The organism is Gelidimonas diazotrophica (assembly GCF_055694025.1).
Window position 1 is genome coordinate 3,379,543 of record NZ_CM146349.1, and the last position, 20,986, is coordinate 3,400,528.

Here is a 20,986-nt window from a genome sequence, read left to right on the forward strand (position 1 = left end):
TCCAAAGCAATGCACAGCCCGGGGAAAGTCGCATGCCGGGGCTGATCGCAGCTTGCGGGGCCACCCGGCATTTCCAATCAGAAGCGGATGCAAACCGGGCAATTAATGCGGCATGCAACATGGCTATAATGCTGCAGCAAATTGCTTCGAGGTAATGCAAGTCCATCCCCGCGCAAAGCGAATGCCATCAGGGCGCATGCTGATATCCAGTGCTGAAACGGGATGGATCAACTCCCTGGCGGCGTGAACATAAAAACATTATCCACATCGACTTCGACGTCTAATCAGCACCACTCTATTAAAGATAAGAGCATTCCATGAAAATGGCAGACATTAAGATCGGTACATGGCTTGCACTCGGATTTTCGATTGTAATTATCCAGCTGGTGCTCATCGCAGGGATCGGCTCCTGGCAGTTGCAAAGCATCGGCAGCAGCGTCACAACGATGGTTGACCACGAAATGCAGAAAGAGCGCCTGTTCTCTGAATGGGCTGCCAACACGAACCTCAATGGCGCGCGCACCATCGCGGTGGCGGAATCCAATGATCCGGCAAGGCAGCAACAAGTCCAGGCCAAAATCAAAGAAACCAGCGCAAAGATCACAGAGATTCAAAAGAAGCTGGAAACGTTCGAGAAAAGTGCCGACGAAACCGCCCTGCTCGCCCAGATCGGCGACAAACGTAAAATTTACATTGCAGCCCGCGAAGAAATTTTCAGGGAAAAAATCAGCAATGCAGAAAATGCGCGAACGCTGATACAAGCCAAACTGGAACCGGCGCTGGACGACTATGTAGCCAGTATCAAGAAACTCTCGGCTTATCAAACGGAGTCGATTGCAAAAACGGTGGTACAGACCAAGGAGCAGTCGCGCACTTCAGTGCTGCTGCTGGCCTTATTAGGCGCTGTAGCCACGCTCTTCGGCATCGTTATCGCGCTGATCATCAGGCATGGCATCAAAAAACAGTTGGGCGGCGAACCAAGTTATGCCACCAACATTACGCGCCGCATCGCGCAGGGCGATCTGACGGTTGCGGTGAATTTGAAAGATAACGATCGGACCAGCCTGCTGCATGCGCTAAAAGAGATGCGCGACAGCCTCGTCAATATTGTTGGACAGGTGCGCAGCGGCACCGACACCATCGCTACCGCCTCCAGCCAAATCGCGGCCGGCAACATGGATCTGTCCTCGCGCACCGAACAGCAAGCCAGTTCCCTTGAAGAAACCGCGTCCTCGATGGAAGAGCTGACCAGCACCGTGCAGCAAAATGCCGACAATGCGCGCCAGGCCAACGTCCTGGCCTTGACCGCTTCCGACGTCGCGCAAAAAGGCGGCGCGGTGGTGGCGCAAGTGGTAGACACCATGGCGTCAATCAATGATTCATCCAGGAAAATCGCCGACATCATCGGCGTCATCGACGGCATCGCATTCCAGACCAACATTCTGGCTTTGAATGCGGCTGTCGAAGCAGCCCGTGCCGGCGAGCAGGGCCGCGGCTTTGCGGTGGTCGCAACCGAAGTGCGCAGCCTGGCGCAGCGCAGTGCCAGTGCCGCGAAGGAAATCAAAACCCTGATCGGCGATTCGGTGGAAAAAGTGGATCAGGGCGCCAAGCTGGTCGACCAGGCCGGCGTCACCATGGAAGAGATCGTCGCCAGCGTCAAGCGGGTCACTGACATCATGGGTGAAATCACGTCGGCCAGCCGGGAACAAACTTCCGGCATCGAACAAATCAATCAAGCCATCAGCCAGATGGATCAGGTCACCCAGCAAAATGCGGCGCTGGTGGAAGAAGCCGCTGCCGCCGCTGCATCGCTGCAGGATCAGGCGGGAAATCTGTCGCAAGTGGTGAGCGTGTTCAAGCTCGATCGACTGCAATTGACCAGCGCCGCTGCGCCTGGCCGGCTTGTCAATGCGGCTGCCGCATTGCCGAATGCCGGCAAGCGCACCATCGACAGGAAAGCGGTGCCGCCGGCCCAAAAATTGGCCGCGCCGACAGCCGGCGCAGATGGCCAGTGGGAGGAATTTTAAGAATCCCGCGCTTACGGGACTCAATGTGCAGTCACGTAATTTTCAGTCCACTATGAACAATCCTTTTTCCCTGCCGGATGGCGAGAGTCGGAGCGTTCGTAGGGGCGGGTTCCAAACCCGCCCTTGTACTTTGACGGCAAAACTCATAGCGGGCTGAATAGTCACGCAGTCACTAATAAATGCATGAGTATATGTAAAAACATAGTACTTTCCGCATATATTCATTGCGGATTATAAAAATACAATAGCCAGTATATTTATCGCTGCAACTTCATGCCGCGGCCTTCTTGAGCAAGATCATGATCAGCACCGAGGCATTTTCGAGTGCTTCCAGCGCGTGCATTTCATCGCCGGCCAGGAAGATCATGTCGCCGGCATGCAGATTCTGAACCCGCCCATGCGCGATGAAGGCGACGCTGCCTTCCAGGCATTGCACGGTGACTTCGCCCGAGACCTTGTGTGACGGCATTGTCTTGCCGCGCGGCATGGTCAGGCGCATAACTTCTAGCTGCGGGGTTTTGATCAGGGCGATCGATGAAAAAGTTGCGCATTTTTCGCCCAACGGACGCAGGTCGATTACGGTGCCGGATGTGGCGTGCGATAGTGCCATGGGAATCTCCTTAAGTTTTTCCAGCATGACCGTAGCACGAATCAGCGCTGCTGGCTGCCAGGCAATCCCGATGGGAGCGCCTGCGCCTGCGGAACTCGGCAGTGCGGCCCCAAGTCCCATTCCGGTTGCTTGCGATGGCGCAAGTAGCGCGTGGTTTCCGCGCCGACGCTTCGACCGCTTCGGCCTTATACTCATGGTTCTTTTTCTATTTTTAACAAGAAATGCTTATGCCGAATGTTTCCATATTCCACGTACCACGCCGCCTGGGTAACGCCATGCAGCGCGGCTTTACTCTGATCGAGATCATGGTCGTGGTCGTGATCATGGGCGTGCTGGCGGCGCTGGTGGTACCGAAACTGATGGGCCGCACCGACGAAGCGCGCATTGTTGCAGCCAAGCAGGATATTGCAACCATCATGCAGGCGCTCAAACTGTACAAGCTCGATAACCAGCGCTATCCGACCACCGAGCAAGGCTTGGCGGCGCTGACTACGCGGCCGACTTCCGGCCCGGCCGCCAACGGCTGGAAAACCGGCGGTTATCTGGATAAGGTGCCGAAAGACCCGTGGGGCGGTGCTTATCAGTTGCTGTCACCCGGCCTCAAAGGCGAGATCGACGTGTTTTCGTTCGGCGCCGACGGCCAGCCTGGCGGCGCCGCTAACGATGCCGATATCGGCTCGTGGGATCTGTAACCACATTCGGACTTGCCCAGCGGCACTCGCTTGCGCGCGGTTTTACCTTGCTGGAACTGATGATCGTCATCGTGATTATCGGCATCACGCTCGGCGCGGTGGCGTTCAACGCGCTGCCGGATGCGCGCCAGTCGCTGCAAAACGAAGCCCAGCGCATCGCGCTCTTGCTGCAACTGGCGCGCGACGAAGCGATCGTGCGCAACCGGCCGGTTGCCTTCGAGCTGGAGCCGGATCGTTACCGCTTCCTGGTGCATGAGGACCACGCCTGGCAAGTCATCACACAGGATGACTTGCTGCGCGAGCGCTTGTTCAAAAGTGCGCCGCTAGCGCTGTCGATCAACCCGCCGTTGGCGGCTACCGATGGGCCGCTGCGCATCGTGTTCGGGCGCGAGCCGGTCGACAAGCCTTTCGTGCTGACGCTGTCATTGGAGACAGTCAGCGTCGTCATTCGCGCCGATGGCATCGGCCATTTCGTGGCGGACTGAGATGGCGCGAACCCCAAACCGCGTCGCCGCCGGCTTTACCCTGCTCGAAGTGCTGGTGGCGCTGGTGATCGTCGGTACCTCGCTGGGCGCGAGCTTGCGCGCGGTGGGGAGTCTGACCCAAAACAGCGCAGGTTTGCGCGCCGCGATGATGGCCAACTGGTCGGCCGAAAACCGCCTGAGCCAAATCCGCCTGGCGCACGAATGGCCGGCCTTCGGCAAGCGCGGGTTCGATTGCCCGCAAGGCCGCTTGCAACTGGTCTGCGAGGAAGAAGTCATCGCCACCCCGAACCCGAATTTCCGCCGGGTCGAAGTCAGCGTGTTCGAGTCCGGCAATCTGGAACGGCGCATTATCAAGCTGGTGCAGGTGGTGCCCAATGGTCTATAAACCCAGCCGGCGCGGCTTTACCCTGATTGAATTGCTGGTCGCCATCAGCATCCTGGCGATTGTCGCGGTACTCGGCTGGCGCGGGCTGGATGGCATCGTGCGCGCACGCGTGGCGCTGACCACCGAACTGGAGCAAACCCGCGGCCTGCAACTGGCATTCGCGCAACTGCAAAGCGATGCTGAACATTTCGCCAGCGCAACCAGTATCGGCCGCCCGACGCTGGCGGCAGAAGACGGACGCCTGACGTTGATTCGCACCGTATTTGCCGACGATCAGCCATCACGCCTGCAAGTGGTGGCTTATCGCATCCGGAATGGCGAGTTGATCCGGCGCGAATCGATCGCTACCCGCGACCTGAGCGCGCTCGACGCGCTCTGGAAAAGTAGCGTCAGCGGCACTGACACCGACACTGCACCGGCGGTGGTATTGCAAAGCGCGGTATCGGGCCTGACGATGCGCTTGTGGTGGAGTGGCGGCACCGACTGGCACACCGACTACAGCAGCACCACTGCCGCGAGCGGGCTGGAAGTCGTACTGACAGTGCTGCAGACCGGCCAAACGCTGCGCATGACCAAGATCTTCCTGCTGGGGGCGTCATGAGGCGCGTGCCATGGGCCGCCCAGCGCGGCGTGGCCATCATCACCGCGCTGCTGCTGACAGCGCTGGCGGTGACGATAGTTGCCAGCCTGTTCTGGCAGCAACAGGTGCAGGTGCGCTCGATCGAAAATCAGCGCTTGCACCTGCAGACCAAGTGGATTTTGCGCGGTGCGCTCGACTGGGCGCGCTTGGTGCTGCGCGAAGATGCCAAGTTTTCCCGCGTCGATACGCTCGATGAGCCGTGGTCAGTGTCGCTGGCAGAAACCCGGCTCGACCAGTATGTCGAAAACGGCCGTACCGATAGCGATCAGAGCGACGCCACTCTGTCGGGTCAGATTGTGGATGCGCAAGGACGCTTCAATCTCGCCAATCTGGCGCAAAGCGGCAAAATCAACCCGCGCGAAATCGCCGTCTTTGCGCGCTTGCTGGGCAGTCTGCAACTGAATACCGGCCTGGCACAAGCGGTGGCAGACACCATGGCGCGCGCCCAGCCAATCGCTCCAGCCTCAATTGGTGGCAGTACGCAGGCGGGAGTTGCAATCCAGTCAGGTGCGCAGCCAATCGCTCCAGCCTCGACCGGCAATGCGCCGGCGGGCGCTGCCAGCCAGCCCGAGCCCGGCCTGCAGCCGCTAGAATTATTGCAGGTCGACGATTTGCTGGCGGTGCCCGGATTCACTGCACCGCTACTGGCCCCGCTGCGCGATTTCGTGACCTTGCTGCCGAACATTACGCTAATCAATGTGAATACCGCTTCGGCCCAGGTATTGGCGGCCAGAATTGATACACTCTCGCTATCGGATGCCACGGCGCTAGTGGCCGCGCGCGCAAAGACGCCTTTTCGCAGCAGCGCCGACTTTATTGCGCTCTTGCCACCGGGTAAGGCGGGTGCGGTAAGCGCCAACGACTTTGCGGTGGCGACAAATTATTTCATCGTCAATGGCAAAGTGCGCCTGAACCGTGCCACCATGGAGATGCAGGCCCTGATTGAGCGTAGCGATCGCACCACCAAGCTAATCTGGGTTCGGGACAATTAATATTTCGGGAAATTTGACACCGTGAGCATACTGTACATCCGCCATCCTTCCAAAGCCGCCTTCGACGCCGCGCTGATGCCGCTGCCATGCCGGTTTGCACTGGTATCGAACAGCGGCGCAGTCGAGCGCGAGGGACTCTCCGCGCTGCCCGGCCTGACCGACGCAATCCGGCAGGCGCTCCGGGTGGTGCTGCTGCTGGCCGCCAGCGATGTCAGCTTGTTGCGCGTCAAGGTGCCGCCGTTGTCAAGTGCCCGGCTGAAGGCAGTGCTGCCCAACCTGGTCGAGGATCAATTGATGTCGGACCCGGCCGAGTGCGCGTTTGCCGTCGGCACAGCGCAGGACGGCATGCGCACGGTAGCGGTGGTCAATCGCGCCTGGCTGGAACAGTTATCCGCGAGCCTGACCGCGCTGGGGGCGCGCCAGTTGGTAGCCGTGCCGGCCCAGCTCTGCCTGCCGTACCAGCCTCCCGCGGTTGCTGCGACAGTCACTGAATACGGCGCTGACAGCGACGTTGCCTTGCGCTGGTCGGAGCAGGATGGAATCGGCTTTTGCGTCGGCGCCACAGATGGCAATGGTGCGCGCGAAGTCATCGATGCATTGCGGCTCATGGCGCCGCAAGCCGACCTGATTCTGCAAGTGTCGCCGGCCAGCGTGGCGGCTTATCAGCAGGCAGCAACTGCTGCCGACGATGCGCAACTGCAGATCGTGACCGAAGACTGGGTTCAGTGCGCCGCTGCTGCCAAGGGCGTGACGCTGGATTTGATGAGCGGGTTGGGCGCGTCGGCCGGTCCGCAGGTGAACTGGCGGCCGTGGCGCTGGCCGGCGGCGCTGGCGCTGCTGGCGGTTCTGGTGAATATTGTCGGGCTTAATGCCAACTGGCTGCAGTTGCAGCACGAAGCCGATTTCCTGCATGACGGTATGCATCAGACTTTCCGCGCCGCCTTTCCGAAAGAAAGCGTGATCATCGATCCGGTGGCCCAAATGCAGCAAAAAATCAGTGCCGCCAAGCAAGGTGCTGGCCAGGCTGGGCCGGATGATTTTCTGACGCTGGCGGGTGCCTTTGGGAACGCCTGGGCCGGTCTGCTGCAAGCGGACAAAGCGGGCCAAGCGCAGGCCGCGATTGCCGCGATCGAATACCGCGAGCGCAGCCTGCTGGTGCGCCTGAAGCCTGCTGATGCGGTCAAACCCGATGCCATCCGGCAGGTCTTGGCACCGCACAAGCTGGCGTTGACCGAACAAGGCGCTGGCGTCTGGCAGATCAGGAGTACGCGATGAATCTCAACCGCAAGTTTTCCAGAAAATGGGCGCTCCAGTCCGTCCGCTTTGCCGATAGGCGCGCTACAGCGGCGCACTTCTGGGCTGAGCGCAATCGGCGCGAGCGCATCCTGATCGCGCTTGGTAGCGCAGTGGTTTTGCTGGGCCTGTTGTACCTGCTGTTGATCGACCCGGCCTTGCAGGGCCGCACCCAGCTGCACAAAAATCTGCCGGTCTTGCGGCACCAATCCGCACAATTGCAGGCAATGGCCAAACAGGCTGCCGCCTTGCCCGCCGCAGCGAGGCCGGCTGCCGCTGCAGCGGGCGTGAGCAAAGAAAGCATCGAGGCGGCGCTGCAGAAAAACGGTCTAAAGGCGCAAAGCGTGGTGTGGAGCGGTGATTTTGCCCGACTGCAATTCGCAGAAGTCCCTTTCGGCGCGCTGCTGGACGCCTTGCAGGCGCTACAGAAAACGACGCGGCTGGCGGTAGTCGAGGCCAATGTTACAGCAACAACCATGGCCGGCAGCGTCAAAGCCAGCCTGACCCTGCGTGCGCCAAAGGCCGATTGAGTGGCGCGCATCTTGCTCTGGTTGCTGGCGGGTTGCGTCAGCGTCGCCCTTACGGTGCTGGCATACTTGCCGGCCAGTTGGATGGCAACACTACTGGAGGCGCAGACCGCAGGACGCTTGACGCTGGGCGATGCGCAGGGCACGCTCTGGAACGGCTCGGCCTCGATCGGCGGTGCGCCCGGCGTCAGAGATCCGGTCACGCCCTTGCTGCCGGGCCGATTTTCATGGCATTTATCACCGCTGCTGTTGCTGGGCCAAGTCAGACTGCAGCTGGAAAACCCCGCTGCGCTGACGCAGCCGGTCAGTATTAGCGGCAGTTGGTCGCAGTGGCGGGTCAGTGCGGCAGAAGTCCTGTTGCCAGCGGAACGGCTGACCGGATTGGGCGCGCCGCTCAATACGATAGCGCCCAGCGGCCGGATGCGCTTGTCCTGGAGTCCGCTGCAATTGGCGCGTCGTGGCCAAAAGATCGATCTGCAGGGCGCACTGCGGCTGGATATCGAAGATATAGCGTCGCGTCTGTCGCCGATCAAGCCACTGGGCGCTTATCTGGTAACAATGGAATGGCGCGGGCAGAGCGCGCAACTGGTGCTCAAGACCGTCAAGGGTCCGCTGCTGCTGAATGGCGGTGGCGCGCTGGAGAATGGCCGTCTGCGTTTTTCCGGCACCGCCGAGGCGGCCGCCGGACAACAGGAAAAATTGGCTAACCTGTTGAATTTACTGGGCCAGCGCCGCATGGTCGCTGGCCGTGATGTGATCGCTTTAGAGTTCAGATAATGAAAAAACAATCAAATACGGCGGTGGGGAACAGCATGCAAAAACACATTAAGAAAAACGCCCAATGGCAGCGCTTGCGCGCGACCGCGGTATTCCTGCTGAGCGTTGCGGCAATCCCGCCGGCCTGGCCGGCCGCGGCCGCCAATAACGAAGCGACGCTGAATTTCGTCGGTGCCGATATCGAATCCGTGATCAAGGCGATCGGCCACTACACCAACACCACTTTCATCATCGATCCGCGCGTCAAGGGCACCATCAATCTGGTGGCCGAGACTGCGCTGACCAAGGCGCAAGCCTTCAGCCTGCTAGCGTCAGCCTTGCGCTTGCAGGGGTATGCAATGGTAGCCGGCGATGGTTTCACCAAGGTGGTGCCGGAAGCCGATGCCAAACTGCAAGCGACCCCGACCCAAGTCAGGAGCGACGCGGTTCGCCTCAAGGGCGACCAGATCGGAACCCGGATCTTTCGCCTGAATTATGAATCGGCCGGCAATCTGGTGGCGGTGTTGCGGCCGCTGATTTCGCCCAACAACACGATCAATGCCAATCCGGGCAACAATTCGCTGGTGATTACCGACTATGCCGATAACCTGAACCGGCTGGGAAAAATCATTAGCGCGCTGGACGCTCCCGCCAGCGGAGATATGGATGTGGTGCCGGTGCGCTACGCGATTGCCGCCGATATCGCGCTCATGATCAATAAACTGCTGGAACCGGGCGCCGCGGCACCTGGCACGGATTCCGGCCGCGTCAACCTGATTGCAGATAGCCGCACCAATGCGGTGATCGTGCGCGCGCCGTCACTGGCACGCGCGAATCTGGCCAAATCGCTGATCGCCAAACTGGACCAGCCGACCGCGCAACCCGGCAACGTGCATGTGGTTTACCTGAAAAACGCCGATGCCACCAAGCTGGCGCTGACCTTGCGTTCGGTGGTCGGCTCGGATGGCACGGCGCCAGGCTCGACCCCGGCGACATCAGCACCGGCGCCCATGCAAAATACCGCCAACGGGATGTCCGGGTCCATGCCGCCTTCTGCCGCACCGGCCGTATTGTCGTCCGGCGGTTCGGCTGGTTTTATCCAGGCCGACACCGCCACCAATACCCTGATCATCACCGCCAGCGAGCCTGTGTATCGCAATCTGCGCACCGTCATCGACCAGCTCGACGTGCGCCGGGCCCAGGTCTATATCGAATCGCTGATCGTCGAAGTCACAGCCGACAAGGCGGCCGAGTTCGGCATCCAGTGGCTCGGTTTGTCCGGCAATAGCGGCAGCAGCTATCGGGTCGGCGGCGGCGCCGCGTTTGCCACCGGCGGCGACAATATCCTCAATCTGGCAACCGGAAATGGCGCGGTAACGCCGGGCGCCGGTCTGACGCTGGGGATATTTCGCCAGATCAACGGCAAGCTCGGCCTGGGTGCGCTGGCGCGGGCGCTGGAGTCCGACGCCAATACCAATATCCTGTCGACCCCGAACCTGATCACGCTCGACAATGAAGAAGCTAAAATCATTGTCGGCCAGAACGTGCCTTTCATCACCGGCCAGTACACCACGCAAGCATCGGGCGGCGGCGCCGGCGTCAATCCGTTCCAGACCATCGAGCGTAAAGACGTCGGCCTGTCGCTGCGGGTGCGGCCGCAAATTTCCGAGGGCGGTACCGTGAAGATGGCGATTTACCAGGAGACTTCGGCGGTCCAGAGCACCGCCAACACGGCCGGCATCATCACCAGCAAGCGCTCGATTGAAACCAATGTGCTGGCCGATGACGGCCAGATTATCGTGCTCGGCGGCTTGATCGAAGATACCGTGGGTGACAGTGCCGAAAAAGTACCCGGCCTGGGCGATATTCCGATCATCGGCAACCTGTTCAAATACCAGAAGCGCAGCCGCAAGAAAACCAATCTGATGGTGTTTTTGCGCCCGACCGTGATCCGCAGCAGCGAGCAGAGCGCCAGCGTGGTGGCCGATCGCTACGATTACATCCGCGGCACCGAAGTCGCCGCTCAGCCGGCCAGAACCGCCTTTTTACCGGATACCGGCGCACCGATTCTGCCGCCGCTAGAAAGCGGCCAACCCATCGGCGGCTCGTTCCTGAAACCGCAGCCAAGGGTCAGTGTGCCGGACGCAAACGGCAATGGCGGCGCGGCGATCCAGGTCACGCCCGCTGCGCCGGAGGCAGAGTCGAGATAATGAACAGCATGATGAACGAGGCCCGCTTGTTGCCGTATGCGTATGCGCGCGATTTCGCGCTGCTGGCGTACCGCAAGACCGAGGATCACGAAAATACGGTCGAGGTATGGTTTTCCGATGCGACGCCGCCGACCGCGATTGCCGAAGTGAGCCGCCGCTTCGGCCGCGTCAAGCTGAAATCCCTTCCGCACGAGGAACTCAAGGCGGCGATTGCCAAAGCCTACGCCGGCTCCGGCGGCGATGCCGCGCAGGTGGTGGGTGAAGTCGAGTCCGATCTCGACCTGACCCGACTGATGCAGGACATGCCGGCCATCGAGGATCTGCTGGAATCGGCCGACGATGCACCGGTGATCCGCATGATCAATGCGCTGCTGACCCAGGCGCTGCGCGAAGGCGCGTCCGACATCCACATCGAGCCGTTCGAGCTATCTTCGGTGGTGCGGTTCCGGATCGACGGCGCGCTGCGCGATGTGGTGCGGCCGAAGAAGGCAATCCACGCGGCGCTGATCTCGCGCATCAAGATCATGGCGCAACTCGATATTTCCGAGAAACGTCTGCCGCAAGATGGCCGCATCACGCTGCGGGTCGGCGGCAAGCCGGTCGACGTGCGGGTCTCCACCTTGCCCACCGGGCATGGCGAGCGCGCGGTGTTGCGCTTGCTGGACAAGGAAGCCGGCCAGCTCGATCTGCAGAATCTGGGCATGGGCGATGCGCTGCTGCCGCAGTTTGCCAAACTGATCGCGCAGCCGCACGGCATCGTGCTGGTGACCGGGCCGACCGGTTCCGGCAAGACCACTACCCTGTATGCGGCGCTGACGCGTCTGAACACCACCGCCACCAATATCCTGACGGTGGAAGACCCGATCGAATACGATCTGGCCGGGGTCGGCCAGACCCAAGTCAACCCACGCATCGACATGAGCTTCGCCAAGGCGCTGCGGGCGATCCTGCGGCAAGATCCGGACATCATCATGATCGGTGAAATCCGCGATCTGGAAACCGCGCAGATTGCGGTGCAGGCCTCGCTCACCGGCCATCTGGTGCTGGCAACCTTGCATACCAACGATTCCGCCGCTGCGGTGACGCGCTTGCTCGACATGGGGATTGAACCGTTCCTGCTGTCGTCGTCGCTGCTCGGGGTGCTGGCGCAGCGCCTGGTGCGCAAGTTGTGCCCGCATTGCCGGCAACATGACGGCCAAAACTGGCAACCGGTTGGCTGCGACAAGTGCGGCCATTCCGGGTATCAGGGCCGGGTCGGCGTCTATGAATTGTTACAGACCACCGATGAAATCCGCGCGCTGATCCATCACAGCGCATCCGAAGCCGAGATCCGCAGCGCCGCCCAGCGCGACGGCATGCAGACCATGCGCGAAGATGGCGAGCGCTGGCTGGCCGACGGTACCACCTCGCAGGCCGAATTGCTGCGCGTGACGAAAGAATAGGATCATGGCAGTTTTTCGTTACGAAGCCGTGAATGCCCTGGGCGCCACCAGCAAAGGCGTGGTCAACGCCGACAGCGCCCGTGCGGCGCGCACCGATCTGCGCCTGCAGGGTTTGACGCCGATTGCGGTGGAGCCGATTACCACCCAGGTCGATGCCTCCGGCGCGCGCCGCCGGCACCGCTTCGGCGAGCGCTTGTCGACCAATGAACTGTCGTTGTTTACGCGCCAGATGGCGAGCTTGCTGGAAGCCAGCCTACCGCTGGAACAGGCGTTTTCCGCGTTGCTGGAACAAGCCGAGCGGCCGTATGTACGCGACCTGATCGCATCGATCCGCTCCGAAGTGATGGGCGGCGCATCGCTGTCGGACGCCTTGTCCCAGCATCCGCGCGATTTTGCCGAGATTTACCGCGCTCTGGTCGCCTCCGGCGAGCAAATCGGCCAACTGGCGCGGGTACTGTCGCGGCTGGCCGACTTTATCGAACGGCGCAATGCGCTGGTGCAAAAGGTCAAACTCGCTTTTACTTATCCGGCCATCGTCTCGGTAGTGGCATTTGCGATCGTGATCTTTTTGCTGACGTATGTGGTGCCGCAAATCGTTTCCGTGTTCTCCAATACCAAGCAAAAGCTGCCGCTGCTGACAGTGATGATGCTGGCAATTTCCGATTTCGTGCGGAATTACGGCGTGTTTGTGTTGCTGGCGATCATCGCGCTGGGTTTCGCTTGGCGCGCCGCGCTGCAGAATCCGGCCACCAAAATGCGCTGGCACAAATGGCTGCTGACTGCGCCGCTGTACGGCAAATTCGAGCGCAGCCTGAATACGTCGCGCTTTGCCAGCACGCTGGCGATCACGATCGGTTCCGGGGTGCCGATTTTGCGTGCGCTGCAGACCAGCCGCGACACGCTGTCGAATGTCGCCATGCGCGAGCAAGTCGAAGAAGCCGCTGCTGCGGTGCGCGAAGGCGTCAGCCTGGCGCGCGCGCTGTCGGCGCGCCAGCATTTCCCGCCGATGCTGATCCACATGATCCGCGCCGGTGAAGCCACCGGCGAATTGCCGTCGATGCTGGAGCGCGCAGCCACTTCCCAGGAGCAGGATCTGGAACGCCGCACGCTGACCATCGCCGGCTTGCTGGAGCCGGCGCTGATCCTGATCATGGGCGTGGTGGTGCTGCTGATCGTGCTGGCGGTGCTGATGCCGATCATCGAGATCAATCAGTTGGTGCATTAACATCAGTATCGTAGGATGGGTGAAACCCATCGCCTATCGAACTTGCATGATGGGTTGCACCCATCCTACGGACGTGCGTGTCATTAGTTAATAATATGCGTAGAAAGAATTGACATGAAGCGCTTGCCCTGGTTTGCCAGTTTTGCGATGTTCATCGCGCTGTGTGCGTCGGCCGCCTATTGGGCCATGCAACTGTTCCAACCGCCGGTACGCGCGGTGGCTGCCGTACCGCAGGCGGAGCCACCCGAGTTGTCGCTGGACGCCGCCAAAGGCTTGTTCGGCGGCGGTGCGGCAGTCAGTCTGGCCAGCAATTATCAGCTCAACGGGGTGGTCGCCGCCGCCAGAAGCGACGATAGCGTGGCCATCCTGTCGGCCGACGGCAAGCCGGCCAAGGCGGTGGCTGCCGGCGGGGAACTGTCGCCGGGCGTGACGGTAAAGGAAGTCCATCCGCAATACGTACTGCTGTCGGAGTCAGGCGTCATCAAGCGCGTCGAACTGGCAGTCAGCGCCAAGAGCCAATCCGGCCTGGATCTGTCGATCAGGGCGCCTGATGCGGTGGCGCCGGGCCTGTCTTCGGCCACCACGACCACAGTCGTGTCGGGGGCGACCACTGGCTTGCCGCCGCCCGCTCAGCAAGGAGTGGCACCTGCAGCACAATCACAGTCGCCGCCAAGAGCAAGCCCACAACGTTAAATAGTATGTTTCCAAAGATTTTGGGGCTTTAAATATACACTAATGTGTATATTTAAAGCCCCAATAATTATATGCTGAAACAGTATGTTTTTTGCATATACTCCAGCATAAATCAAATTATGCGGGGGGGGGATTCCTACAGAATGTAACGCGCCAGATCGTCATCGATCGACAGCGCCCCGAGCCGCTCGTTGACGTAGGCGGCGTCGATCGAGACCACTCTGCCGGCAGTTTCGCTGGCCGCGAACGAAATTTCTTCCAGCAGCTTTTCTATCACCGTATACAAGCGACGGGCCCCGATGTTCTCGGTTTTTTCATTCACCGAATAAGCGATTTCAGCCAGGCGCCTGACGCCCTCCGGAGTGAAGTCAATCTGCACTTGCTCGGTCGCCAGCAGCGCTTCGTATTGCGCGGTCAGACAGGCGTCGGTGGAGGTCAGGATGCATTCGAAATCCGCAATCGACAGCGATTCCAGTTCGACCCGGATCGGGAACCGGCCCTGCAGTTCTGGGATCAGATCGGACGGTTTGGCCAGATGGAAAGCGCCGGAGGCAATGAACAGGATGTGATCGGTCTTGATCATGCCGTATTTGGTATTGACGGTGGTGCCCTCGACCAGCGGCAGCAGGTCGCGCTGCACGCCGGCGCGCGAGACTTCGGCCCCGCCGGCTTCGGAGCGCGAGGCGATCTTGTCGATTTCGTCCAGGAACACGATGCCGTTTTGCTCGACATTGGCGATCGCCTGCTGCTTGAGTTCTTCCTCATTGACCAGTTTGGCTGCTTCTTCCTCGATCAGCAGCTTCATCGCGTCGCGGACTTTCATCTTGCGGGCTTTCTTGCGGGCGCTGCCCATGCCGGAAAACATGGTCTTGATCTGCTCGGTCATTTCTTCCATGCCGGGCGGCGCCATGATTTCCATTTGCGGCCCGGCTTCGGCGACTTCCAGCTCGATCTCGTTATCGTCCAGCGCACCTTCGCGCAAGCGCTTGCGGAAGGTCTGGCGCGTGGAATTGCCTTTTTGTGCATCGGTCTCGGCTGGCGTATTCAGGCCGAAATCGCGCGCCGGCGGCACCAGGATGTCGATGATGCGGTCTTCGGCCGCATCTTCGGCATGTGCGCGCACCTTGCGGGTGGCCGCTTCGCGAGTTTGCTTGATGCCGATATCGACCAGGTCGCGGATGATGGTGTCGACATCACGGCCGACATAACCGACTTCGGTAAACTTGGTGGCTTCGATCTTGATGAAGGGCGCATCCGCCAGTTTCGCCAGGCGGCGCGCGATTTCGGTCTTGCCGACGCCGGTGGGGCCGATCATCAGGATGTTTTTGGGCGTGATTTCGTGCCGCAGCGGCTCCGCCACTTGTTGCCGACGCCAGCGGTTGCGCAGCGCGATGGCGACTGCGCGCTTGGCGTTGCCTTGGCCAACCACATGTTTGTCGAGTTCGGAGACGATTTCTTGCGGGGTCATATTCATGGCGATCAGTCCAGCGTTTCGATGGTGTGTGACATATTGGTATAGATGCAAAGCTCGGCGGCAATCGTCAGCGATTTTTTGACGATATCAAGCGGCGTCATATCGGTATTTTCTTGCAGGGCTTTGGCTGCCGACTGGGCGAAAGTGCCGCCGGAGCCGATTGCGCCGATGCCGTCTTCCGGCTCCAGCACGTCGCCGTTGCCGGTGATGACCAGCGTCGTTTCGCGGTCGGCCACCAGTAGCATCGCTTCCAGCCGGCGCAACATGCGGTCAGTGCGCCAGTCCTTGGCCAGTTCGACCGAGGCGCGCATCAGGTGACCCTGGTGTTTTTCCAGCTTGGCTTCGAAGCGTTCAATCAGCGTGAATGCATCGGCGGTGCCGCCGGCAAAACCGGCCAGCACTTTGCCGTGGTACAGCGTGCGCACCTTGCGGGCGGTGCCTTTCATGACGATATTGCCGAGCGTAACCTGGCCGTCGCCGCCCAGTGCGACAATATTGCCGCGCCGCACCGACAGGATGGTGGTGCCGTGAAATTGTTCCATGCTTACCTCAAAAATGCTGTGGACGAATGTGTTCCAGATATGCTGCCATAAGGAATAAAAGTGGGGATGCGCCAGCCGATTGCAAGACGACGACATCAGCCCTTGCGCGGGATGATGCTGGCGATTTCCTTCAATCCCATGACATTGAGCAGAGCCGCGACCGGGCAGTTGACTGCATGGAATTCGAGTATTTTGCCTTTTCTGGCCAGCGGCACCAAACCGGCCAGAAGTTGCCAGGATGCGCTGAAATCAATGCGGTACAACTGCGAGCAGTCGATCACAACGGTTTCGCGCTCAGACGCGAATGCACTGATAGCCTCCAGCAGTTGCCGGGTATCGCCGGTCACAAGCTCCGGCATCACGAAGTGCTCTGGCTGGCTGGTAGTCCCCTCTCCCGCTTGCGGAAAAGGGACTGGAGGAAAGTGCGGCCTTGGCGTCTCAAAGGCCGGAGGAGAAATTTCGAAAGTGATGCAATATTCGATGCTGCTTTCTTCGAATTCCTGCTCCCGGTCCAATAGCCGTAGCAGTTCCAGCAGCAAAAGCCAGGGTGCGGCACTGGCATCGCGCTGTCCGGCTTGCAGGGTGGATTGGATGCGCTCGACCAGCTGCGGCGCTCCCGGCAAGATCAGATCATGGCTGTGCAGACTGCGCAAGAGTTGCAACAGCAGAGCGCAACCGGCCGGGTCGGTCTCCCGTATGCGGCTAAAGTCCAGGCGCAAGACCTGGTGTGCGGCGCTCAACTGTTGTGCGCGTTCGACCTGCGTTGCGCTGTCGCCATCCAGGGACTCCGGAAAAACCACGCTTGGCCAACTGGATGCCGGCGCAGCGGACCGCACTTGCTGGGTTCGGTTGCGCCATGCGGGCGGCGAGGTTTCAAAACGGCTGATGTAATCGGTCGACAGGCTGTCGAACGTCTGTTGCTGGCCGCTGAGTTGATACAGGTCGAACAGCAGCAGATAGGCAGGTTCATTGGGCTCGGTGAGCGGCGCTTGCAGGATCGCGTTTTGTAGTAGCCGTTCGGCCAGTGCCTGCTGATCGTTCGCAAACAGGATCGCGGCTTCCTCAATTAATGGAGCCGGCAGGGTTGTCGCCATCACGCTGGCAGCGCCGGGCAGACCGTTGTCGAACAGGATTTCGGTCGGCGCATCCATCAGTTGCATGGTGTTTTTGAATGCGCTGGGTTCAGTGCCGGACCGCCCCTTGGCGCTCACTGTGCCCGAGGCGCCATTCGTGCGGGGATTGCCATCAAGTTGGAGCGACATGGCCGATTCGATCGCATCGATCTTCAGTTCAGTAGCGCGCGCGACCTTGCGCCGATCGAAGTGCATGTTGCCACTGCGTTCGACTTGATTGTTCGCGCGCAGGTTTTCTTCGCTGCCGTCGCGTGCACGCGCGTCTTCAGCCGGTGTGTCGGCCTGCGGCGGCTGTTTCTTGCCGAAAAGAGAAAAAAACTTCACGTTCTTCATGTTCTGCGGGCCTCACCGGTGCTGTGTGTTTTCTGAAATGACATCCGACAGGCTGCCAGACAGCAGAATCTGTTCAAAAATATAATCGATGGTTGTTTTGCTGTTGACTTCGACCACCCCGGCAGCGCGCCAAGGGCCGCCACTACGTTGCATATTTTAGTTATCATATAACAACATTTGCACTGCATCGGCAAGGCGATTATGGCATGCTTTTCCGGCCCATTGACCCCGAAGTTCAACCTCCCAGGCGCGCTCTACTGGCGCAAAAACCAAACCGTTGAGCTTCACCATGGCGAGTCTGGGGCGGATCAAAAACCTGACCGCCCTGGTGGAGTGGTATGCTGCATCGCACTATCCGGACCTGTTCTGCCATTTGCAATTGCGTCCGCGGGCAGCCGGAATCACCCACAGCAGCAACTCCAGACACTTCTTTAGCAATGTCACCGCGTTGGAAAAATAATGGAAACACTCAACAACATAATCGGCGCCTTCGATTTAAAGGAATTGCTGAACCTGTCGCAAGCGGCACTGCATATCCTGTTAATTCTGATCCTGTCCTGGGTGCTGCTGCATTTATCGAATAAAGCCATATTGGTACTGCAGAACTATTCGATACGCCATACCGGCAATGATCCGGAAGATCTCAAGCGCATCGAAACCCTGGGCCGGGTGTTCCACTATGTTTCGTCAGTGGTTATTTATGTGGTCGCGGGCATGGTGATCTTGAGCGAGCTGGGTGTTTCCATTGCGCCGATCCTGGCCACCGCCGGAGTACTCGGCATCGCAGTTGCATTTGCTGCGCAGAGCCTGATCAAAGATTACTTCAACGGCATCTTCCTACTGCTGGAAAATCAGGTGCGGCAAGGCGATGTGGTTGAAGTAGGCGGCAAGGCTGGGCTAGTGGAGGAAGTAACGCTGCGCTATATCCGGTTGCGCGATTACGACGGCAACGTACATTTCATTCCCAATGGCATTATCACCACGGTCACCAACATGAGCCGGGGATTCGCCTTTGCTGTGGCCGATGTCGGCGTGGCATACCGGGAAGACACCGATGAGGTGATGCGTTTGATGCTCCAGGTAGGAGCAAATTTGCGCATGGACCAGACCATCGGCCCTAAGATCATGGCGGATATGGAAATGGCCGGCGTCGATAAATTGGAGCAATCCGCAGTCATTATCCGCTGCCGTTTCAAAGTGCTGCCGCTTGGGCAATGGGAGGTGCGGCGGGAATTCCTGCGTCGGCTAAAGCAGGCCTTCGATCAGCACGGCATCGAAATACCCTACCCACACATGACTATCTATCCCGGTCAAGCCAAAGACGGTTCAGCGCCAACCTTCCATATAGCACCTGAAGCACCTGATAACGGCTCCGCAAAATCAGATGAGGATTAATGAAAAACATTGTCCACGAAAGACACCAAAAGCACGAAAGAATACATAACGCACTCCTTTCGGCTACAAAAGAGAAGGTTTTTTCGTATCTTTCGTGCTTTTCGTGGACTGCGTTTTTTGTGTGCAACATCAGATATTTGATGCAATACCAAACATACTCCCATAAAAAATAATGGAAACACCTGCTTTCCGCATATAACCATTGCGGTAAAAAAATAATACACCACCATGTATAATTTTTTAGCGTACGCGGCAGGTTTACAACATTACCGCTATTTGCTTTATGGCAATAAAAAACGTGCGAACAACTTGCTCGCACGTTTTTTTAACACAACGCCCATCGGGCGTTCTATTTAGTCTTTAATCGCCGTACAGCTTTTGCTTGAGTTCACGCCGCTGCTGCGCTTCCAGCGACAAGGTTGCGGTCGGACGGGCCAGCAAGCGCGGGATGCCGATTGCTTCGCCGGTTTCTTCGCACCAGCCGTAATCGCCTTCGTTGATTCTGGCGATCGATTGCTGGACTTTCTTGATCAGCTTACGCTCGCGGTCGCGGGTACGCAATTCCAGCGCATGCTCTTCCTCGATCGTGGCGCGGTCGGCCGGATCGGGCACCAGCGTGGTTTCGCGCAAATGCTCGGTGGTGTCGTCGGCGTTTTGCAGCAGTTCTTTCTCAAGCTGCTTCAGGCGTGCCTTGAAAAAGGCCAGCTGCGCCTCATTCATGTAATCCTTTTCGCCCATCTTGAGGATTTGCTCTTCAGTAAGAAGCGTGTCGGTCACGTTGACGTCGGCATTGGGTTGTTTGGTTTTAGTAATCACTTCGCTGACTTTCGATGCAGGTTCAAATAATTTTATCCGCTAATCCGGCTACGGTATCGTTCATTAACGCGTTGCCGGAACGGATGCGCTCACATTGTCAATTTGCCTGGAAGTCTCACAATCGGCTGGCCACTTTAGCAGACTTCATAGCGCTGACGTTGATAATCCTCATCTTCCAGTGCGTTAATACTTGTGCTGTTTTTGGAGGGCTAACATGGTGTTTTCAAGAATAAATTCTGCCCATACCACCAAAAACGCCGACAGTTTATACCAGACATTGCTCCAAACCGGTAATAATTGTTTCCTTTGGCAGATTTTGTCCGATAAACACCATCTTGCTGCCCCGTATTTCGCCCTCCGCCCAAGTGCCGCCGATATCGGTACCCATCAATTGATGCACACCCTGGAACAGCACCTTGCGGTCTGCGCCTTCCATCAGCAATACGCCTTTGTAACGCAGCATGCGCGGCCCGAAAACCTGCACGATGCTGCCCAGAAATTCATCCAGCAAAGCGCTATTGAATGCGCGTTCGCTCCTGAATACGAACGAGGAAATATCGTCGCTGTGATGCGCGTGGTGATGGTCATGATGCTCGTGGTGCGCGTGATCGCAGCCGGGCGCGTAGGCATGTTGTTTTTGATGTGCTTCAGCGGCTTCGTCGGCCAGAAATTCGGGATCGATTTCCAGTTTTTCATTGAGATTGAAGCCGCGGATGTCGAGCAGTTCGGCAATCGGGGCGCGGCCGAAATCGGCGGTCCCCACCGGCGCCCGCGGATTGATGCGTTTTAAGCGCGTGGTCAGTACGGCGACTTCGGCCGCGCTGACCAGATCGGTTTTCGATAACAGGATACGGTCGGCGAAGCCCACCTGGCGCTGTGCTTCTTCATGCGCATCGAGTTGTTGCATCGCGTGGCGCGCATCGACCACGGTGATGATCGCATCCAGCATGTAGGACAGTGCGACTTCCTCATCCATGAAGAAAGTTTGCGCCACCGGCCCCGGATTTGCCAAGCCGGTGGTCTCGATCACCAGGCGATCAAAGTGCAGCAGTCCGGCGGCGCGCTTTTGCGCCAGATCGGTCAGCGCCGCGATCAGGTCGCCGCGCACCGTGCAGCAGATGCAGCCGTTGTTCATCTGAATGATCTGTTCGCTGCTGTCTTGCACCAAAATTTCATTGTCGATGTTTTCCTGGCCGAATTCATTTTCGATCACGGCGATTTTATAGCCGTGATTTTCCTGCAGAATGCGATTGAGCAAGGTGGTTTTGCCAGCGCCGAGAAAGCCGGTCAGTATCGTGGTCGGAATCAATGCCATA

At 59.1% G+C, this 20,986-nt stretch carries 22 protein-coding genes; 15 read left to right on the forward strand and 7 right to left on the reverse strand.

Going from position 1 to position 20,986, the window contains the following annotated elements; genetic code table 11:
• Positions 1-317: 317 nt before the first annotated feature.
• Complete coding sequence (locus tag KGFNPO_RS15710) at positions 318-2,027, forward strand: methyl-accepting chemotaxis protein (protein WP_472632173.1); 1,710 nt, start codon at positions 318-320, stop codon at positions 2,025-2,027.
• Positions 2,028-2,298: 271 nt separating this feature from the next.
• Here the strand turns inward: KGFNPO_RS15710 and KGFNPO_RS15715 are convergent, their stop codons facing one another.
• Positions 2,299-2,637: a cupin domain-containing protein gene (locus KGFNPO_RS15715; RefSeq protein WP_472632174.1), complete on the reverse strand. Its 339-nt coding sequence runs from the start codon at positions 2,635-2,637 to the stop codon at positions 2,299-2,301.
• Positions 2,638-2,864: 227 nt separating this feature from the next.
• On the opposite strand from KGFNPO_RS15715, the gene gspG reads away from it, so the two are divergent.
• From gspG to KGFNPO_RS15775, 12 genes are all read left to right on the forward strand, one after another.
• The gene (gspG, locus tag KGFNPO_RS15720) at positions 2,865-3,329 is read left to right on the forward strand and encodes a type II secretion system major pseudopilin GspG (RefSeq protein WP_472632175.1); all 465 of its coding nucleotides are present in this window, start codon (positions 2,865-2,867) and stop codon (positions 3,327-3,329) included.
• The gene (gene gspH, locus KGFNPO_RS15725) at positions 3,317-3,814 is read left to right on the forward strand and encodes a type II secretion system minor pseudopilin GspH (protein WP_472632176.1); all 498 of its coding nucleotides are present in this window, start codon (positions 3,317-3,319) and stop codon (positions 3,812-3,814) included. The genes gspG and gspH overlap by 13 nt, the downstream gene beginning before the upstream one ends.
• A gap of 1 nt (position 3,815) precedes the next feature.
• A complete protein-coding gene (gspI, locus tag KGFNPO_RS15730; protein ID WP_472632177.1) occupies positions 3,816-4,199 on the forward strand; it encodes a type II secretion system minor pseudopilin GspI in 384 nt (127 codons plus the stop codon).
• Positions 4,189-4,800, forward strand: a complete 612-nt coding sequence (locus tag KGFNPO_RS15735; RefSeq protein ID WP_472632178.1) for a PulJ/GspJ family protein — start codon at positions 4,189-4,191, stop codon at positions 4,798-4,800. The genes gspI and KGFNPO_RS15735 overlap by 11 nt, the downstream gene beginning before the upstream one ends.
• A complete protein-coding gene (gspK, locus tag KGFNPO_RS15740; protein ID WP_472632179.1) occupies positions 4,797-5,831 on the forward strand; it encodes a type II secretion system minor pseudopilin GspK in 1,035 nt (344 codons plus the stop codon). The genes KGFNPO_RS15735 and gspK overlap by 4 nt, the downstream gene beginning before the upstream one ends.
• A 21-nt stretch (positions 5,832-5,852) precedes the next feature.
• On the forward strand, positions 5,853-7,106 hold the full coding sequence (gspL, locus tag KGFNPO_RS15745; RefSeq protein WP_472632180.1) for a type II secretion system protein GspL: 1,254 nt from the start codon (positions 5,853-5,855) through the stop codon (positions 7,104-7,106).
• Positions 7,103-7,654: a type II secretion system protein GspM gene (gspM, locus tag KGFNPO_RS15750; RefSeq protein WP_472632181.1), complete on the forward strand. Its 552-nt coding sequence runs from the start codon at positions 7,103-7,105 to the stop codon at positions 7,652-7,654. Before gspL ends, gspM begins: the two co-directional genes overlap by 4 nt.
• The gene (locus KGFNPO_RS15755; RefSeq protein ID WP_472632182.1) at positions 7,655-8,428 is read left to right on the forward strand and encodes a type II secretion system protein N; all 774 of its coding nucleotides are present in this window, start codon (positions 7,655-7,657) and stop codon (positions 8,426-8,428) included.
• A gap of 35 nt (positions 8,429-8,463) precedes the next feature.
• A complete protein-coding gene (gspD, locus tag KGFNPO_RS15760; protein ID WP_472632183.1) occupies positions 8,464-10,617 on the forward strand; it encodes a type II secretion system secretin GspD in 2,154 nt (717 codons plus the stop codon).
• Positions 10,617-12,059, forward strand: coding sequence for a type II secretion system ATPase GspE (gspE, locus tag KGFNPO_RS15765; protein ID WP_472632184.1), 1,443 nt, complete (start codon positions 10,617-10,619; stop codon positions 12,057-12,059). Before gspD ends, gspE begins: the two co-directional genes overlap by 1 nt.
• A 4-nt stretch (positions 12,060-12,063) precedes the next feature.
• On the forward strand, positions 12,064-13,284 hold the full coding sequence (gene gspF / locus KGFNPO_RS15770) for a type II secretion system inner membrane protein GspF (protein WP_472632185.1): 1,221 nt from the start codon (positions 12,064-12,066) through the stop codon (positions 13,282-13,284).
• A gap of 114 nt (positions 13,285-13,398) precedes the next feature.
• Positions 13,399-13,977: a type II secretion system protein N gene (locus KGFNPO_RS15775; RefSeq protein ID WP_472632186.1), complete on the forward strand. Its 579-nt coding sequence runs from the start codon at positions 13,399-13,401 to the stop codon at positions 13,975-13,977.
• 136 nt (positions 13,978-14,113) lie between these two features.
• Here KGFNPO_RS15775 and hslU read toward each other — a convergent pair whose 3' ends face one another.
• From hslU to KGFNPO_RS15795, 4 genes are all read right to left on the reverse strand, one after another.
• On the reverse strand, positions 14,114-15,451 hold the full coding sequence (gene hslU / locus KGFNPO_RS15780) for an ATP-dependent protease ATPase subunit HslU (protein WP_472632187.1): 1,338 nt from the start codon (positions 15,449-15,451) through the stop codon (positions 14,114-14,116).
• A 5-nt stretch (positions 15,452-15,456) separates the two neighbouring features.
• Positions 15,457-15,993, reverse strand: a complete 537-nt coding sequence (gene hslV / locus KGFNPO_RS15785) for an ATP-dependent protease subunit HslV (protein ID WP_472632188.1) — start codon at positions 15,991-15,993, stop codon at positions 15,457-15,459.
• A gap of 95 nt (positions 15,994-16,088) precedes the next feature.
• Positions 16,089-17,459 (reverse strand): STAS domain-containing protein, encoded by a 1,371-nt coding sequence (locus KGFNPO_RS15790; protein WP_472632189.1) that lies wholly within the window; start codon positions 17,457-17,459, stop codon positions 16,089-16,091.
• A gap of 12 nt (positions 17,460-17,471) precedes the next feature.
• Positions 17,472-17,612, reverse strand: a complete 141-nt coding sequence (locus tag KGFNPO_RS15795) for a hypothetical protein (RefSeq protein ID WP_472632190.1) — start codon at positions 17,610-17,612, stop codon at positions 17,472-17,474.
• A 124-nt stretch (positions 17,613-17,736) separates the two neighbouring features.
• Here KGFNPO_RS15795 and KGFNPO_RS15800 point away from each other — a divergent pair, with 124 nt between their 5' ends.
• A complete protein-coding gene (locus tag KGFNPO_RS15800; RefSeq protein ID WP_472632191.1) occupies positions 17,737-17,919 on the forward strand; it encodes a hypothetical protein in 183 nt (60 codons plus the stop codon).
• Positions 17,919-18,854, forward strand: a complete 936-nt coding sequence (locus KGFNPO_RS15805; protein ID WP_472632192.1) for a mechanosensitive ion channel family protein — start codon at positions 17,919-17,921, stop codon at positions 18,852-18,854. Before KGFNPO_RS15800 ends, KGFNPO_RS15805 begins: the two co-directional genes overlap by 1 nt.
• A gap of 360 nt (positions 18,855-19,214) precedes the next feature.
• On the opposite strand, the gene dksA is transcribed toward KGFNPO_RS15805, so the two are convergent.
• Positions 19,215-19,592, reverse strand: coding sequence for an RNA polymerase-binding protein DksA (gene dksA / locus KGFNPO_RS15810; RefSeq protein ID WP_472634508.1), 378 nt, complete (start codon positions 19,590-19,592; stop codon positions 19,215-19,217).
• 343 nt (positions 19,593-19,935) lie between these two features.
• Entirely contained in the window at positions 19,936-20,985 is a 1,050-nt protein-coding gene (locus KGFNPO_RS15815; RefSeq protein WP_472632193.1) for a CobW family GTP-binding protein, read from the reverse strand.
• Position 20,986 lies beyond the last annotated feature (1 nt).